11 protein-coding genes are annotated in these 15,451 nt (G+C 40.9%); 1 reads left to right on the plus strand and 10 read right to left on the minus strand.

The genetic code is table 11. The features are described from left to right. Nucleotides 1–50: 50 nt before the first annotated feature. From G4417_RS13340 to G4417_RS13360, 5 genes are read right to left on the minus strand one after another with little or no spacing between them, the layout of a single operon-like run. On the minus strand, nt 51–827 hold the full coding sequence (locus tag G4417_RS13340; RefSeq protein WP_173683821.1) for a hypothetical protein: 777 nt from the start codon (nt 825–827) through the stop codon (nt 51–53). 13 nt (nt 828–840) lie between these two features. After that, a complete protein-coding gene (locus G4417_RS13345; protein WP_173683822.1) occupies nt 841–1,875 on the minus strand; it encodes a DUF6077 domain-containing protein in 1,035 nt (344 codons plus the stop codon). A 1-nt stretch (nt 1,876) separates the two neighbouring features. Continuing rightward, nucleotides 1,877–4,270: a xanthine dehydrogenase family protein molybdopterin-binding subunit gene (locus G4417_RS13350; protein ID WP_173683823.1), complete on the minus strand. Its 2,394-nt coding sequence runs from the start codon at nt 4,268–4,270 to the stop codon at nt 1,877–1,879. Nucleotides 4,271–4,272: 2 nt separating this feature from the next. Then, a complete protein-coding gene (locus G4417_RS13355) occupies nt 4,273–4,740 on the minus strand; it encodes a (2Fe-2S)-binding protein (protein ID WP_173683824.1) in 468 nt (155 codons plus the stop codon). After that, nucleotides 4,730–5,548, minus strand: a complete 819-nt coding sequence (locus tag G4417_RS13360) for an FAD binding domain-containing protein (RefSeq protein WP_173683825.1) — start codon at nt 5,546–5,548, stop codon at nt 4,730–4,732. The genes G4417_RS13355 and G4417_RS13360 overlap by 11 nt, the downstream gene beginning before the upstream one ends. 678 nt (nt 5,549–6,226) lie before the next feature. Here G4417_RS13360 and G4417_RS13365 point away from each other — a divergent pair. Beyond that, the gene (locus tag G4417_RS13365; protein ID WP_173683826.1) at nt 6,227–6,814 is read left to right on the plus strand and encodes an AAA family ATPase; all 588 of its coding nucleotides are present in this window, start codon (nt 6,227–6,229) and stop codon (nt 6,812–6,814) included. Nucleotides 6,815–7,033: 219 nt separating this feature from the next. Here G4417_RS13365 and G4417_RS13370 read toward each other — a convergent pair whose 3' ends face one another. The 5 genes from G4417_RS13370 to G4417_RS13390 all read right to left on the minus strand — a co-directional run bounded on the left by G4417_RS13370 (nt 7,034) and on the right by G4417_RS13390 (nt 15,134). Continuing rightward, a complete protein-coding gene (locus G4417_RS13370; protein WP_173683827.1) occupies nt 7,034–8,134 on the minus strand; it encodes a DUF362 domain-containing protein in 1,101 nt (366 codons plus the stop codon). A gap of 21 nt (nt 8,135–8,155) precedes the next feature. After that, nucleotides 8,156–10,336: a leucine-rich repeat protein gene (locus tag G4417_RS13375; protein WP_173683828.1), complete on the minus strand. Its 2,181-nt coding sequence runs from the start codon at nt 10,334–10,336 to the stop codon at nt 8,156–8,158. Nucleotides 10,337–10,553: 217 nt separating this feature from the next. Then, nucleotides 10,554–12,134 (minus strand): AAA family ATPase, encoded by a 1,581-nt coding sequence (locus G4417_RS13380; RefSeq protein ID WP_173683829.1) that lies wholly within the window; start codon nt 12,132–12,134, stop codon nt 10,554–10,556. Nucleotides 12,135–12,938: 804 nt separating this feature from the next. Continuing rightward, entirely contained in the window at nt 12,939–13,640 is a 702-nt protein-coding gene (locus G4417_RS13385) for a hypothetical protein (RefSeq protein WP_173683830.1), read from the minus strand. Between the two features lie 30 nt (nt 13,641–13,670). Then, a complete protein-coding gene (locus G4417_RS13390; protein ID WP_173683831.1) occupies nt 13,671–15,134 on the minus strand; it encodes an AAA family ATPase in 1,464 nt (487 codons plus the stop codon). Nucleotides 15,135–15,451 lie beyond the last annotated feature (317 nt).

Below are 15,451 nucleotides of genomic sequence, written 5' to 3' on the forward strand. Positions count from 1 at the left end.
ACACTTTTTCAAATTACTTTTCATAAGTTGTTTACCTCCCTCTTCAAATATCATCCCGATATTTGAAATATGTTATAATTATTTATTGCGGATATTCTCTCGTATCCATGTTCCTTCATAATCTGTCCGATTTCATCCGCACGTTCTGACGGAACCTGAAAAACCAGAAATTCACAGTTTTCCTTTCCGGCATATTTTGCCACAAGTCCGTAATCCGGTTCCGGTACATTCAGACTGTTAAACAGGCGTTTTCCATTGCCTGAACGCCTTCCCTTTCCATCCCTGCCAAAAGCCAGCTGAATGGATGCGTCATATACCCGCAGATAGGATGCCATATGGTTGTCCGCCACAGTCAGCGCATCTTCGGAACTCCGTCTGTTCAGAATCACTTCAGCCACCTGCGCAACCTCGTCCGGAACCTTCTGATTATTCTGTACCTTTACATAATTTCCGGCCTGCCAGACACTTGTGCCGCTGACAGCCACCAGCAGCAGGCACAGGACAACAGGAAATATCTGTAACTTTGCATTCCGTATCCTTCCCAGCAGGCTGGTAAAGCCCAGTGCGATCACAGGAACCGCCGGAAGAATCCAGACTACCCTCCAGTATACCATACCGCCAATACACTTCTCGATCAACGCAGCAGTTACCGGACAGAACATCAGAGCCAGGGTAATCACCAGATACCCAAGAAGATACCCTGCCTGTTTTCTCTTTTTTTCGAAAAAAAGCAGGTAAAGAGCTGCTCCCAGCAATAAATATGGATATATGCTCCCATCCCAGTATTTATCCCAGCTTGTGAGGGCATTTTGTAATATTTCTCTCATTATTGTCCCTCCATTACAGCATCAGATAAACAGACCCAAGTATCAGGGATGGCAGGATATACAGAATCGTATATCCCATACAGCGTATGCTTCGCGTTTTCCACAGGGTAAGCAAAGCATATACGGCGATAACAATCGGTGCAAGCATGATGCCCATGGAAGACACATGGCATGCCGCCATACTTGCAAAAATCATCAGGAACCGCGAATACCCCACCTGTTCTTTCAACATGATCTCAAATCCCAGATACATCAGAAACGGAAGGATCACAGATGCCAGAACTGCTTTTCCCTGCCAGATGCGCACCAGCTGGAAATTTCCCGCCGTATAGACAGAGAAACCCGAAAACCAGATCAAAACCGCACAAAAAAGCAGAAAAATGCCCTGTTCCCTTTTTTTCTCAGGAAAAAACATCTTTCCAAACTGATGATATACCAGATATGCAGCAGCAAAAAACACTGCAGGATAGACGGTATGTGCCAGCACTGCAGGGTGCATCCCGCCGCTCAGTCTGCTGAATATGGCAAGCAGCACAGGAAAGGGAGATAACACATAACGCTTCGGCAGAATTCTGTATTCCACTCCCGAATAGGGATTATACTGAAATACAGAATCTGTCTGTACAGAAGTTGTGGCTGTAGCCACATAGAAGGAATCATCCGCATCCATATGCGCATACACAGCCGCAATAAAAATCTGTATAAAGATCGCTGCCACAGCAATCCACATCCAGGCAGATACCTGCGGCAGTTCTCTTTTTATCCTGACAATATGCATCTCTCTGTCAATATTCAGTTTCCACAGACCATAAAGTGCAAAAACACTCATGATCACAGCAAAAACCACTGTTACAAAATGCAGGGACATTTTTCTGTATATCGCAGGCAGGATCAGAATCTCTGCAAGCGCAAACATAAACATAATTCCTGCCAGAAAACACTCTCCCAGTGTGTAATCCTTTTTTTTCCGTACCCAGGTTACTCCGGCAAATGCAGGTATCAGGACCATCCAGATACCTGCAAGAACCAGTTTTATCAACGTATGCATCCTACTGCTCCGATTTATTCTTCAGGATTCCCATTGCAATCTTCTCAGGAGTCATGGGAAGCTCTGTCAGACGTACACCTGTGGCATTATAAATTGCCTCAGCCAGTGCCGGGCATGGAGTATCAATTACAAGCTCTCCGATAGACTTGGCACCAAACGGGCCACTCTTTTCGTAGCTGCTCTCGAAAGCCACGCGGATGTTTCCGATATCCTGTCTGGTCGGGATCTTATACTGCATGAAAGAGTTATTGCGGACTTTACCCTTATCCGTATACTGTATATCTTCTGAAAGAGCCATGCCGATTCCCTGTGCGATACCGCCCTCAGTCTGTACACGCGCAAGGTTCGGGTTGATCGGTGTACCGCAGTCTACAACTGCTACATAGTCAAGCACTTCAACACTTCCTGTCTCTGTATCTACCTCTACTTCTGCCATACCGACCATGAACGGAGGCGGTGAAAGAGGTGAGGAATGCTGTTTCACAACCTGGAGTTCTATATTATTGAAGAAAGTGCCCTTTAATGCAATATCTTTTAGCGAAACTTTCTTCTGGGCACCTTCAGAACTGATGGCATCCATATCAACACGATAGCCCTCTTCTGCATCTGTCATATGGCCTGCTGCATTTTTGTCTGCCCCATCGCTTATGTCAATGGTCTCATCATAGAATACACAGGAACCGTCAAAATCAACTTTTCTCTCATCTACTTCCATCATCTCTGCGCCAAGCTTACAGATTTTTTTCTTCAGCTCCTCGCAGGCTTTCATAACCGCCACACCGGTGGTATAGGTTGTGGCAGAAGCATAAGAACCGGAATCATAAGGAGAAATATCTGTATCCACACTGAATACTACAATGTTATCCATTGGTGTGTTCAGACAGTCTGCAGCAATCTGTGCCATAATAGTATCACAGCCTGTACCCATGTCTGTACATCCAAGTGCCAGTGTATAGGAACCATCCTCATTCAGCTTAATGTCTGCTCCGCCTACGTCAACACCTGCAATAGAGGAACCCTGCATAGCCATGGCAACACCTACGCCGCGGACTTTGCCATTTCCCATATCTCTGCATGGATATTTGGAATCCCAGTCCATCATCTCTTTGGCGCGTGCCATACAGCGGTCCATGGAACAGCTCTGTGCATAAGGAACATCCGGATATCCGGGAAGAGGTCCGCCCTCTACAGGCATGTTCAGCTCTTTTACCCTGACAGGATCCATTCCCATCTTATGTGCCAGTTCATTTACTGCAGATTCCACTGCGAAAATACCCTGGGTGGCACCATAACCACGGTATGCACCTGCCGCCTGCACATTTGTATAGACAACATCAAAAGCAAACTTATAGGCTTCTGTATGTCTGTAAAGACCGATTGATTTATGTCCGCTGAGTCCTACTGTTGTGGAGCTGTGCTCTCCGTATGCCCCGGTATTGGATAAGGTATAGACATCAATTGCCTTGATGATACCATTCTCATCAGCACCTGCACGTACTGTGATCTCCATCTCATGGCGCGGAGAAGAGCAGATCATGGACTCATATCTGGAAAATATCATCTTGGACGGACGGCCTGTTTTCCAGGTAACGATTGCAGGATAAATCTCGCTGACAGAGGTCTGTTTTGCACCAAATCCACCGCCGATCCTTGGCTTGATCACACGTACTTTGGAAGCCGGAATGTCCAGTGCCCTTCCGACGATTCTCCGTACATGGAACGGAATCTGTGTGGAGGACAGAACAATCAGTCTGCCGAAATGATCCATATAGCAGGCTGTGCGGAAGGTCTCCATCATTGTCTGCTGATTTGCTTTTGTATGATATGTGCGCTCTATGGTGTATTTACATTTTGCCAGAACTTCATCTACGTTCCCATGCTCTTCTACTGCAGATGCACATAAATTTCTCTTATTGTCTCCACCAAGAGGAATTTTTAACTTCCAGTCGTCCTCCGGATGAACCAGAATCGGATTATCCTTTGCCTTGTGGATATCAAGAACCGGTGCTTCCACACGGTAATCCACACGGATTCTCTTTAAAGCTTTATCTACTGCCGCTTCTGTCTCACCTGCTACAATGGCTACTGCATCTCCCACAAAACGTACATGGCGGTCAAGGATCAGTCTGTCGTCCGGACTCATCTCCGGTGCAGTCTGGCCTGCAAGGGTAAAACGTTTCTGAGGCACATCTTTATAGGTAAGGATACATGCAATGCCTGCCACCTTCTCGGCAGTACCGGTCTTAATATCTTCTACCCATGCATTGGCATGAGGACTTCTTAATATTTTGACGATCAGGCAGTCCTTTGGTGCCAGATCATCTGTGTAGACAGGTTTTCCTGTTACCAGTGACATTGCATCTGTTTTTCGTACAGGTTGATTTACATATTTCATCTTTATGCTTCCTCCTGTGCTTTTTTATATTTCAGGAATTTCAGGATACTCGTTGTCTGGGAAACAAAGCCGGAACATCTGCACAGATTTCCTGCAAGATATTCTTTGATCTGATCCTCTGTAGGATCTTTGAGTTCATTCAGCATTGCAAATACATTCATGATAAATCCCGGATTGCAGAAGCCGCACTGCTCGGCACCCTCATTCGCCAGAAAGCTTCCAAACTCCTGCGCCTCTCTCTGCATTCCTTCCAATGTGACGATTTTCTTTCCCTCAATGCGGGCAGCAAGTGTGCTGCAGGAAAGCACCGGACGGCCATCCATGAGAACTGTGCAAAGGCCGCAGTTTGCAGTTTCGCAGCCTCTCTTTACGCTGAAGCACCCCTGTTCTCTTAAGAAATCAATGAGCAGTGTATCCGGGTAGATCTCTGCATGGCGGTTTACTCCGTTAAGCCAGAAATTAATATTCATTCTTCATCCCTCCTACTGCTTCCCAGGCTCTTCTTGTCAGTACTTTTACAAGAAGGGTTCTGTATTCCTTTGATCCACGCATATTGCCTGATGTGGGAACATTCTCAGATGCATATTCCGCAAAAGCTTCAATGGCCTCTTCCTTCTGCTTCTTTGTCATGTTCCTGAAGTTTTTCAGAATCTGTTTTTTATCCTCTACGACCATAGCACGTGCAGGTCTTGCCCCGATTACTGTTCTCGCCTCATCTCCGATCACAGAAGCTGTGCAGGTCAGCACCGGGAAATCTGTTTTCGTGTTTCGTTGGCTTAAATAGCAGGCGAGAAGCGGCTCTTTGCGGACGATGATATTCACAAGGATATCATTGTCCTTCTTCATATTTACAAATTCAGTCAGTGGAATACGGCCTGCATCATATAATTCTACCCATGTATCCATTCCCAGGAACATAGTCAGAACATCTGAGAAACCATATCTTCCATAAATGCTTCCTCCTACAGTGGCACAGTTTCGAAACTGTACGCCTACAATGTGGCATAGGCTTTCTTTCATAGCCCCATGTGTATAGGTATTCAGAGCTTCATTGGTCTCCAGATCGCGAAGCGGAGTCATACAGCCGATGATAAATTCATCGTCATTCTCCAAAATCGTGTCCAGCCCCAGACCGGAAAGATCAATCGCTGTGGATATCGCTCTGTTGCCCATTTTCATCCAGACCATTCCCCCAAGAATACGGGCTGTTTTCTTCTGGTTCAGTTCATAGGCTTCTGCCAGACTGTTTACCTTTACATAGCTTTTGATTTTCAGCATTATGTATCGTATCCCTTTCTTCCATACTTTTGTATCTCTTGTAATATTTTAAACATATGACAATTCCATAAAATAATGCGGTCAAAACAGTTCAGCAGGATTTCACACTCTGAGTGACCGGATTGTCTGCAATATTTTATAAAATCACTATAATCTGTCTTCAGACAGCCAATTTAATATAATACCATAACTTAAAGAAAAAATCTATAAATATCCTCTATTTCATAAATAAATTTGTTCCTGTCTATTCTTTAATCTGGTAACATAATCTTTTACCGGTGCCTTCCGACTCTACAGCGTCCCTCTCAAGTGTGCTTATTTATGAGGATTGCCATAAACATTACTGTAATTTTAGCATATGACAGACAAAAGTGTCTATTGATAAAAATATCCAAAATACATCAGGAAAATCAGCATGTATGACGAACGCAAAACTTTTTGTGCATTATATATAAGTATTGCTGTAATATTTTTAGTTTTTTATATATTTTACTGGATTTTTTCTGATATTAGTGTTATAATATCCACAAATAAAGGACTTGTTACTGTTAATACAGATAACTGGTATGAATCGTTTAAATTAACAGTCTGATCTGTGCCAGAACTGTGATTGCGAACGAAACGAACAGTAACCTGACATCAGCCAGTAACAGGGATGTCCTAAAGGAGGGTTTGATTATGAGTAAACGCGTGATTACAATAAACAGAATGCTCGGCAGTAATGGCCGTCTGATTGGCAAAACTCTGGCAGAAGAGCTTGGGTTTGCTTTTTATGACAAAGAGCTGATCGATATTGCAGCTCAGAAAGAGAATATTCCTTTTGATGTGCTTGCCAAAGTTGATGAGAAACGCGGCAACCAGTGGCGTTTTCCCATCGACCATGAACTTCAGATGGACAGTGACTTCCATTTTGTTCCCATGAATGATGTACTCTTTGACATCCAGCGCAAGATTATTCTGGATGCCGCAGAGAAAGAAGATTGCGTAATCGTCGGCAGATGTGCAAATCACATCCTTGACAATAAGTGCCTGAGCGTATTTATCCATGCACCTTTTGATTATCGTGTGCAGACTGTCATCGAACGTACAGGCCGTGAAGAAAAGAGTGCTCAGAAACTGGTTAAAAAAGTGGATAAAGAACGGCGCACCTATTACGAATACTTTACAGATAAAAAGTGGAAAGATATTTCCCAGTATCATCTGGCATTTGACAGCAGTAAATTTGAGCAGGATAAAATTGTCCAGATGATTAAGATGGCATTATAACAAACCCGCAGGGGACTTACCTGATTCGGTTAAACTGACAGGAATATAAGAATAGACAGGTTCCTGTATATCGATTTTCTGTATAAAATACACAGAGATGAGATATACATGGAACCTGTTTTTTCTGTATAAATCGCCAGACGCCTTTCACGAGCTTCCTTTTTTTGAAAAATACTCTTTCATATTTTCCTGCATGATTATTCCGGGCAGGATTCTTTCTTATTTATTTTCGTTCAGAATATACTGCTTCAGGAACTCATAGATCTGATTCTCTGTAGGAGGGCATCCGTTTACGTTATGTTCAAATTTGCAGGTACATGCACCTACACCCAGTGTTCCTGTTTTTGTGCGGTAACCCTGGCCAATGCAGATTTTCGTGTCAAGTTTCTCAAAAAGACCGTCATTCTTAAGCATCTCCAGTGCCGGGATCAGATAGCCATAGCAGGCACTGCAGGATTCTACTTCTTCCACTGCATCCTGAAGTTCTACCACTTTCCTTGATTTCGGAAGTTCTTTGCGGGCATCTTCCTCACAGTAAATGATGCGGACATTTTCCAGATCTGTACTTCCAACCCCAAGCTTCTCTGCCAGTTCAATATATGGCACATCCTTCGTTGTATAATGCATAACCTGACAGACATAAGAATCGATCAGTACCGGATCCAGGCCTGCCCAGATACGGTTCATCACTACAGGATTTCCGCCATCCTCGAAATCCAGATCTCCGCAAATATTATCAACTACAATAAAATCCTGATGGATTCCCGCATTCAGATGTGCGATCGGTTTATGCAGACCCATTGCATGGAAATGACGTTTCTCTGTATTGGGAATCAGTCCCTTCATATTCTTCAATGCACAGGTGATCTTTGTCTGGCAATGACCTTTCAATACCGGAACATTGATCAGAAAATCAACATCTGCCACACGTTCGCAGACGTTTAATTTCATCCCTCTGCAATCTCTTTCAACTCCCTTATCCTTCTGCATATCCCAGAATGGCACCTGATATTTCTCCGTAAGATCACGATATCCGCATACTTCGTACGCTTCTGTGGTCTTATCTCCCACCCAGGAACCCTCCAGAATGGCAATATTTCTGTATCCGTTCTCCTGCAGATATTCAATGATCCCTGCCACAATCTCCGGATGCGTGGTAGCCCCCCAGGAAGCTTCGGATGGCGAGACAAGATTGGGTTTGATACCAATCTGCCTCTCTCTGTCTACGATCATAGATGCCAGATTACACTGTGCCAGAAGTTCCTTTGTCATTTCCTTGTAATCTGTTCCGCTCTTTATATAAATTTCGTTTTTGTTCATTAGCTGTTCCTTTTATTTATCTTATTTTTGTTTTTTCCAATGTGCATACAGCGTCTGATTCCTGGATATTTTGGTAGAGGTACTGACCTTTTTCCCTTTAGTTCGAGCAGTATACCATCCTTTAAAGGTGTAACCCCATCTAAATGGCACAGGAAGCTTTCCGATTTTAAAATTCTTATAGATTTTTTTTGATCCCTGATCGACCCATCCGCCATTTGGATTAAAAGTAACCTTCAGCTGAGGAGTAGATGCTTTGATCACCTGTACTTTTTTCTGAACCGCAGTTGCAGGATTTCCTCCAAAACTCATGGTAATAGTCGCTGTCCCCACACCGATCGCAGTCAGGACTCCGTTTTTGATGGTGCAGATTGACGGATTCGAGGATTTAAACTCTGCGCCGGAATTATTCAGCAGCAAAGAATCGTCCCATCGTACCCTTACTTTTGCAGTCTGTCCTTTTTTTAATACAGTTTTGGAAATATACAGAGAAGCCTTATAATATTCCGGATCTTTTTTCACCAGCACAGTACGGCTGTTATTTCTGTCTGAATAGGACTTTCGAACTGCTTCAGTACTTAAATCCTCGCCAAAACACTGCACCCAATAATAAGCGTTATTGAGACATACACAGCCAATACCAATCGTCGTAAAACTTTTAGATAAAATATTGGCTCTGTGTCCTTCTGAATTCATCCATTGATTCATAACTCCCTCTGCTGTGGAAGAACCATAGGCGATATTCTCACCATACATCAGGGAATTGGCAGAAAAGCACTGGCTTCCACTCGGTCTGGTATGTGACCAGTATAATACGTTTTCGAATCCTCTGAGCATGGCAGTGTCAAGAAGGCTGGCGTCCATCTTCAGAGGCAATGCTCCCTGTTTGGCACGCTCTTTGTTTACCAGATCCAGAACCTTAAAAGCCTCACTGTATACCTCCCTGGCGCTGACATTTATTTTCGCACCGCAAATGTAACCGCCATCCTCTGTAGGAGTTAAGTTCGGATTTAAAATAGTAACCTTCGTCCAGCTTTCAAAAGCATCTCCAATATCAGATACTGTCTTCGGTAAAATAATACTTTCAAGAGCAGAACAGCATGAAAATGCATAGTCCTTAATCGTGGTGACTCCATCCATAATTGTAACAGAAGTCAACGCTCTGTTATAATAGCAGCAACTGTCAGGAATTATGGCTGCGCCACCCATAAAGGTAATAGACTGTAAATTATCGCTGTAGCTGAAAGCATTATTTTCTAGGCTTTTCACAGTAGCAGGAACTGTGATTTTGGTCAGGCTTGTATTGGTAAAAGCGTCAGATGCAATTTTTGTTACACCTGCCGGAATGGTATATTCTCCCTGTCTGCCGGCAGGATACAAAACCATTGTTTTGCCTTTATCCGTATAGAGAATACCATCCACGGATTTGTACGTACCATTATCCGGCATTTCTATTGACTGCAGGCTCCATAATCCGTTAAAAGCAAGACTGCCCAGTTCTTTCACACTGGAAGGCAATATTAATTTTGTGACACCAATACCATGAAAAGCATCATCACTGATCGTTGTTATCGAATTTCCAAGTTTCAGATCAACCAGAGACTTGTCATTGGCAAAAGTACTGTTTCCGATTGATGTAACAGAATCCGCTAATTCAGCTTTCTTTAAATTTCGCAGATCCATAAAAGCATTTTCTCCCAGAGCGGTTATTCCATCTTTTACATATAATTCCTCAACTGTGGCTGCATATTGCTGCCATGGACATTTCTTTTCCTCTATGACTTCATTGGTAATCCAGTCACGCAGGGTATAATAATCATCAATTGCACCCTTTCCCTCTATGGTAAGGACATGATGCTGTATAGTCCAGGTCGCATGTGCTCCACATGTACCGGTAAATACTTCATCAGGGTTTATCTCATCATCGTCTTCATCAAACTCATCATCCCATTCATCATATCCTGCGGAGAAAGAATCCTCCTCGTTCTGTTCCTCCACTCCGGTCGAGAACTCTTCAGATGACTCTTCCGGAACTGTCTTCTGTGTTTCCGGTTCTGTCAGATCTTCTGAGGCTTCCGGAATCTCTGTCTTTATCTCAATACCATCCGTAAAATCAGCACCATAAGCGGCAGCAGGCTCAACAGTCATTGCCGCACAGAGCATCATAACCAAAATTTTATTCATCTGCATATGTTTGTTTTTCATAGATTTTTCTCCTTCAGTTTAACAGTTTGTTTCCTTTTCCGGATTTTTCATCTGCGGCGTTGTCGTCAATCGGCGTAGCCACCGCTACACCTCATTTCTCCGCCTTGCAGCTGAAGAAATCATCCTGCGTCAATATAACAGAAACTTAATTTTCGCTGTACTAGTATCTTGTAGAGTCTGACTCTTGCGATTTCTTATACATGTTTTTCAGATGCTATTACACTTTTTCAATTATGCACAAATGCTTTTTACTTTTCTTGTCATAATTAATTCTCACAAGCAAAATATCACCGGTATAATCTGAAATCGAGGATGGGTATTTTCTGTCTTTAATCTGCTGTATTGCCGTCTGCACTTTCTGGTTCCACTTCAGTTCAACAACCAATGCAGGATAAGCACTTTTATATTCAGGCTTAGGGACAAAAATAAAATCTGCAAATCCGCGTCCTGTAGGAAATTCACGAACCGGTTTAAAATAATACTGCATGGTTCCCAGATAGGCAATGGCTAATACGCTGCTTAATGAATTTTCATCATGATACCTGATGACAGAAGCGTATTCATTATGAATTTTCTCAATTTGTGCAGCAACTGTTTCGTTATCCATATCCAGCGTTGCATCAAGTAAAGTCTCTGATTCCTGTTGGAACATAAGCATTTCATTCCATGACTTACTTTTTACAGCATTAGTCAGTTCCTGACGGATTTCTTCATTGGGAACAAAAGCAATTTTTTCTGTCTGATCATATCCAAGATATCCCAGATGGATCATATAAGTCAGTACATCATCCTTACTTTGAATATTAACAGTGTCATTTTTGAATGTTGCTGTATTAACTTTGACAGATGAGCCGGAAAGCATTTCAATGATTGCTGTTTTCAAGCCATCATAATTCATGTTGATAAAAGGCACAATCGCTTCATAAGAGGCTGTTTCCGACCAGTAACTCTTATATTCTCCTTTCAGCATTACGCTAACAACAGCTCTGGGATTATAAACCTGGTAATCTTTCAGCAGATATCCATCATACCATTTCTTTACCTTATCAAAATCCCGATGGTACTTATCTGACAGCTTTTGTACTTCAGCTTCCGTAAATCCGATATACTGCGCCAGAATACTTGGACTTACCATGGTAAATTCATCAAAATTGTTTAAGGCAGACTGAGTTTTTTCCTTTTTAATTGGCAAAATACCTGTAAGATATGCAAGCTGAATATACTTTGTAGGCTCTGTCCCTTTAAAAATACCACGTAAGAAGCGGATATACTCATTCTGGATATCCTCTTTTGCAGCTTCATCACGAATCAGAACATCCCATTCATCAATAATTACAATAAACTTTCTGCCAGTTACAGTATTGATCCGTGCCAGTGTCTCTGCCAGGGAATGATTTTCTGCCGGAAGTACATCAGGATAGTATTCTCTCAATTCTGAAATTGTCTTTTCTGAAATATAAGAAACAACTTTCTCAGGACCATTGGCAGGCCCCATGCACCATTGAATATCCCAATGAATCACATCATACTGATTCAGATGTTTTCTAAAATCTTCTGCCTGACTGATTTCCAGCCTGGAAAACATTTCTTCTGAATTGCATCCTTTGCTGTAATACGCTGTAAGCATATTTGCAGTAACAGATTTTCCAAATCTTCTTGGACGACTATTGCATATAAATGCATCTGTTGACCCCAGAACACTGTTTGTATAATTGAGGATTCCACTTTTATCAACATAGATTCTTGCATTCAAAGCTGCCTGAAATGCCAGATTATCAGGATTAACAAACATTCCCATATTGACCCACATCCATTTCTTTAAATAATTGCAAAAAAGGTTTCAAATTATCAGAACTCTTGATGAGATAATGATAACATGAAACCTTTTTTGCGTAAAGCGGTATGTTAGATTTACGTATTCAGCATATTTTTCATCTGGCTATCTTATATTTCTCAGATGTGGCATTGAATGCCACAATCATACCTTTTCGAAAAAAGTATCCGATCATTCCGGATTAAAGATCTCGTTGCAGGTCATAACCGTAGCCCCTTTTCCGCCAGACCTTGTAGGCGCTATAGAGTAGAGCCTACAAAGTTCATCGTTTGCTACTGTCCAGCAGAAGGCATATGTTGCAGAATTATACTTCGGTCTGGAATGCTACATCAAATTGGAGACGATAAATGGAAATCTTAACTTCGATGTTTGGCTTAGAGCAATTTTTATGATTTCTTTAGAGAACTTTAAGGACGCGTTTATTCATTTTATTCGTATCTCATAGGTCGAGTAGGTGCACCCCTTACGGTCGTACACCCCTCACAGAATTCCGGACGTACGGCTTTCCCGCATCCGGCTCTTTGCGAAACGAATCGTTCACATTATCATTCGTATATATTGACATATATCCGGGGTCTTACCAGTGGATAGCTGTTATCCAGCATATTTAGAAATTCTACCCAATTATAGCTTTTCTTCTGGCTTCTCCGGTTCAGGCAGTAGAACAGGCTTCTCATGATGGGTACTTCATAGAGTCTGCCCTAGTAGCGGCCTTTGGACTCCTTCCGGATCCACAAATCTATCAGGATCCCGGTGACCTCTTAAAACTTACAAATACGGATTTTCCTTAAAATAAATATGTAAATTCGAATGTCGTTCCAGAGAATGAAGTTCCTCTTTTATATATTTCCATGAAGCAGGAAAACTATCTGGGCATCCATTCACCACATCACTCTCCAAATATTTTATAAACAGCTTTTCGTGGCCTTCAAACATTTCGTAAAATTTGATTGAATAAAGTTCTTTTTCCTCATCCGTTAGATTCTGCTTATTATAAAGTGCGTGATCTAAATTGGAAGACATAAAATAACATTTATAAGAAATTCCTTTAATGTCGGATAATTTCAAAAGCTTATTCATCATGCTACTTTTCCATTCATTTCTTCTTACCACTTTTTCCCTATCCTTGCAAGATATTTCTTCCGTAGTATAATAAAATTCTTTTGTCTCACCTGTAACAATTGCACTTTCCGGAATGTAAGTTCCATCTGTATCAAAAATCTGTACAATCTGCCATATATCGTTTTTATTCAATTTTTTCTCTTTCCGATAGGATTCTACTTTTTCGTAGATAGTCTGCACTACCTCATTTAAAGTCAATGTTTCGTCACTTGTCACATCCCCTCTGGTAAATTCAAACGTAACGTTCTTATGTTTATATATTACCTGAAAAATATGTTCTAAAGCTTTTTTATCCGATTTTCCTTCAACAATAAATATTACTGCTTTCTTTGTTGTTTTTTTAGCCATAGGAAACATCCCCTCTCTACTGTGCTTTCATTACAGATCAACTTCATTCAGAAGCTTTTTAAAGGCATCTGACATTTCTATTTCAACCTCTTCCTCTCCCTGGGCTGCACGTCGGAAAGCATATCCCATGGCTTGAAGTTCTGTCTCATCGTACAGTTCTTCTTTTTGTCCACCAAGTGTAATCGTTCTGATATAAAAATCTCTTCTGTTATGATTTTTTTCTACTCCTACCAGACGGATATACCTGTTTTTAGGATTAATTGTTGAGCATACAATATTTTTATTTGGAAGTTTTTCCAATATGCGAAGATTATGCGAAGTGAATATCAATTGTCCCTTTGCGTCCTCATTCAACATTCCCAGCATTTCTCCTAATAAATACTCAAAGATCCCGGAATCAAGTTCATCCACTACAAGACATACTTCTGGCGAATTATATAATGCAATCAAATACTGTAAAAGAGAAATGATTCGTTTGATTCCCTCTGATTCATATTTTGTTAAAAATTTCTTCCCATCACGGTTTGAATATACTTCCACCTGCAAATATTTGTTTCCATCTGATTTTATTTCCTCATTACATACTGATAACTCTATAGATAATTTCGGAATAATAGATTTGATAGCAATATTAATAGAAGCAATGACAGGTTTCAGTTGTTCATAAATTTCTTCTGGTACTTCTCCCCTTCCCATCATTACAAGTGGAAGACATCCTTGTGTAATCATGTTTCCCTTTTCCCGATGAACATTAAGCGGAATGATGTTGCTATTTATAGCACCTAATTGATTTACCTTTACCACCTGAAAACAAGCTCTTCCAAAATGAATTAAACTTTGAATAATATTTCTAAAATCTTCTTCACCATTTACTCCGCTTTGATTTCCTAACATACTCTTCAAAATCAAATCGTTAAAGAAAATAGATACATTCTTCTGTGCACAATATACAGCCAGATTTTTAAGCATACCCATTTTTTCAAAGAAATCAATTCTTTTAGATTCAATATCCGGATCCACATTATTTATAATTGCATCACTATCATAATACGGATTCGAGAACTGTACTCTTCTTTCATTTTTCCATCCGGAACCTTTTTCTTCAAAGGAAAGTGATTCTGTTTTTAGAAAAATTTTCTTTTCTCCCGTATCCACTGCAAAAGTAGCATCATATACTGCTTTGTATTTTATATTACCTTTCTCAATAAAAAAGATTGTTTTAATTGCAGTATCTCCCTTGTCGCTGAGCAAACCTTCATAGCTATCAAATGGAATTTCCATTCCACTAAGTACATATTTTAATATATCAAGAGCTTCAACCAATGCTGTTTTTCCAGATCCGTTTTGTCCATATATTCCTACAATATCATTCTCAGTAATACAAGCGTTTTTTTGCACACTGCTATAATTCATGTACTTAATTTTTCCATACTCTACGTTCTTAAAATTTATCAGTTCGTTTTGTATAATTCGTACTAATCTTTTTTCTCTCATATTCTTTGCTTCCTTTACAATAAGATTTACTACGTTTCTATTATTTGTATGTGTTTGGTTTTTTATTCATTCATTTTACCTTAAAATTATATATCAATCCATACATTTTGTCCAGTTTCAAAATTTTTATTTTATGATTTTCCTTCATACAGCAACAAAGAATGTGAACTTCCAGAAATCCTTAATTTTCAGCCCGAAATAGCCCTAAAAGCATCTCCGGCTGGAAATCTGCAAAATAGTATTCCGTTAACATTTGGTCACACCTCTTCAGATTTACTGTGCAGGTACTGCATGATTTCTTCATAGCTCCGTCCACT

The organism is Blautia wexlerae, from assembly GCF_013300825.1.
Taxonomy (GTDB): domain Bacteria; phylum Bacillota; class Clostridia; order Lachnospirales; family Lachnospiraceae; genus Blautia_A; species Blautia_A wexlerae_B.

What these genes read in the sequence shown, in the direction of transcription:
- G4417_RS13385 (WP_173683830.1), bottom strand. Translation starts at nt 13,640, where the DNA reads ATGGCTAAAAAAACAACAAAGAAAGCAGTAATATTTATTGTTGAAGGA.
- G4417_RS13390 (WP_173683831.1), bottom strand. Translation starts at nt 15,134, where the DNA reads ATGAGAGAAAAAAGATTAGTACGAATTATACAAAACGAACTGATAAAT.
- G4417_RS13365 (WP_173683826.1), top strand. Translation starts at nt 6,227, where the DNA reads ATGAGTAAACGCGTGATTACAATAAACAGAATGCTCGGCAGTAATGGC.
- G4417_RS13350 (WP_173683823.1), bottom strand. Translation starts at nt 4,270, where the DNA reads ATGAAATATGTAAATCAACCTGTACGAAAAACAGATGCAATGTCACTG.
- G4417_RS13355 (WP_173683824.1), bottom strand. Translation starts at nt 4,740, where the DNA reads ATGAATATTAATTTCTGGCTTAACGGAGTAAACCGCCATGCAGAGATC.
- G4417_RS13370 (WP_173683827.1), bottom strand. Translation starts at nt 8,134, where the DNA reads ATGAACAAAAACGAAATTTATATAAAGAGCGGAACAGATTACAAGGAA.
- G4417_RS13380 (WP_173683829.1), bottom strand. Translation starts at nt 12,134, where the DNA reads ATGGGAATGTTTGTTAATCCTGATAATCTGGCATTTCAGGCAGCTTTG.
- G4417_RS13340 (WP_173683821.1), bottom strand. Translation starts at nt 827, where the DNA reads ATGAGAGAAATATTACAAAATGCCCTCACAAGCTGGGATAAATACTGG.
- G4417_RS13360 (WP_173683825.1), bottom strand. Translation starts at nt 5,548, where the DNA reads ATGCTGAAAATCAAAAGCTATGTAAAGGTAAACAGTCTGGCAGAAGCC.
- G4417_RS13375 (WP_173683828.1), bottom strand. Translation starts at nt 10,336, where the DNA reads ATGAAAAACAAACATATGCAGATGAATAAAATTTTGGTTATGATGCTC.
- G4417_RS13345 (WP_173683822.1), bottom strand. Translation starts at nt 1,875, where the DNA reads ATGCATACGTTGATAAAACTGGTTCTTGCAGGTATCTGGATGGTCCTG.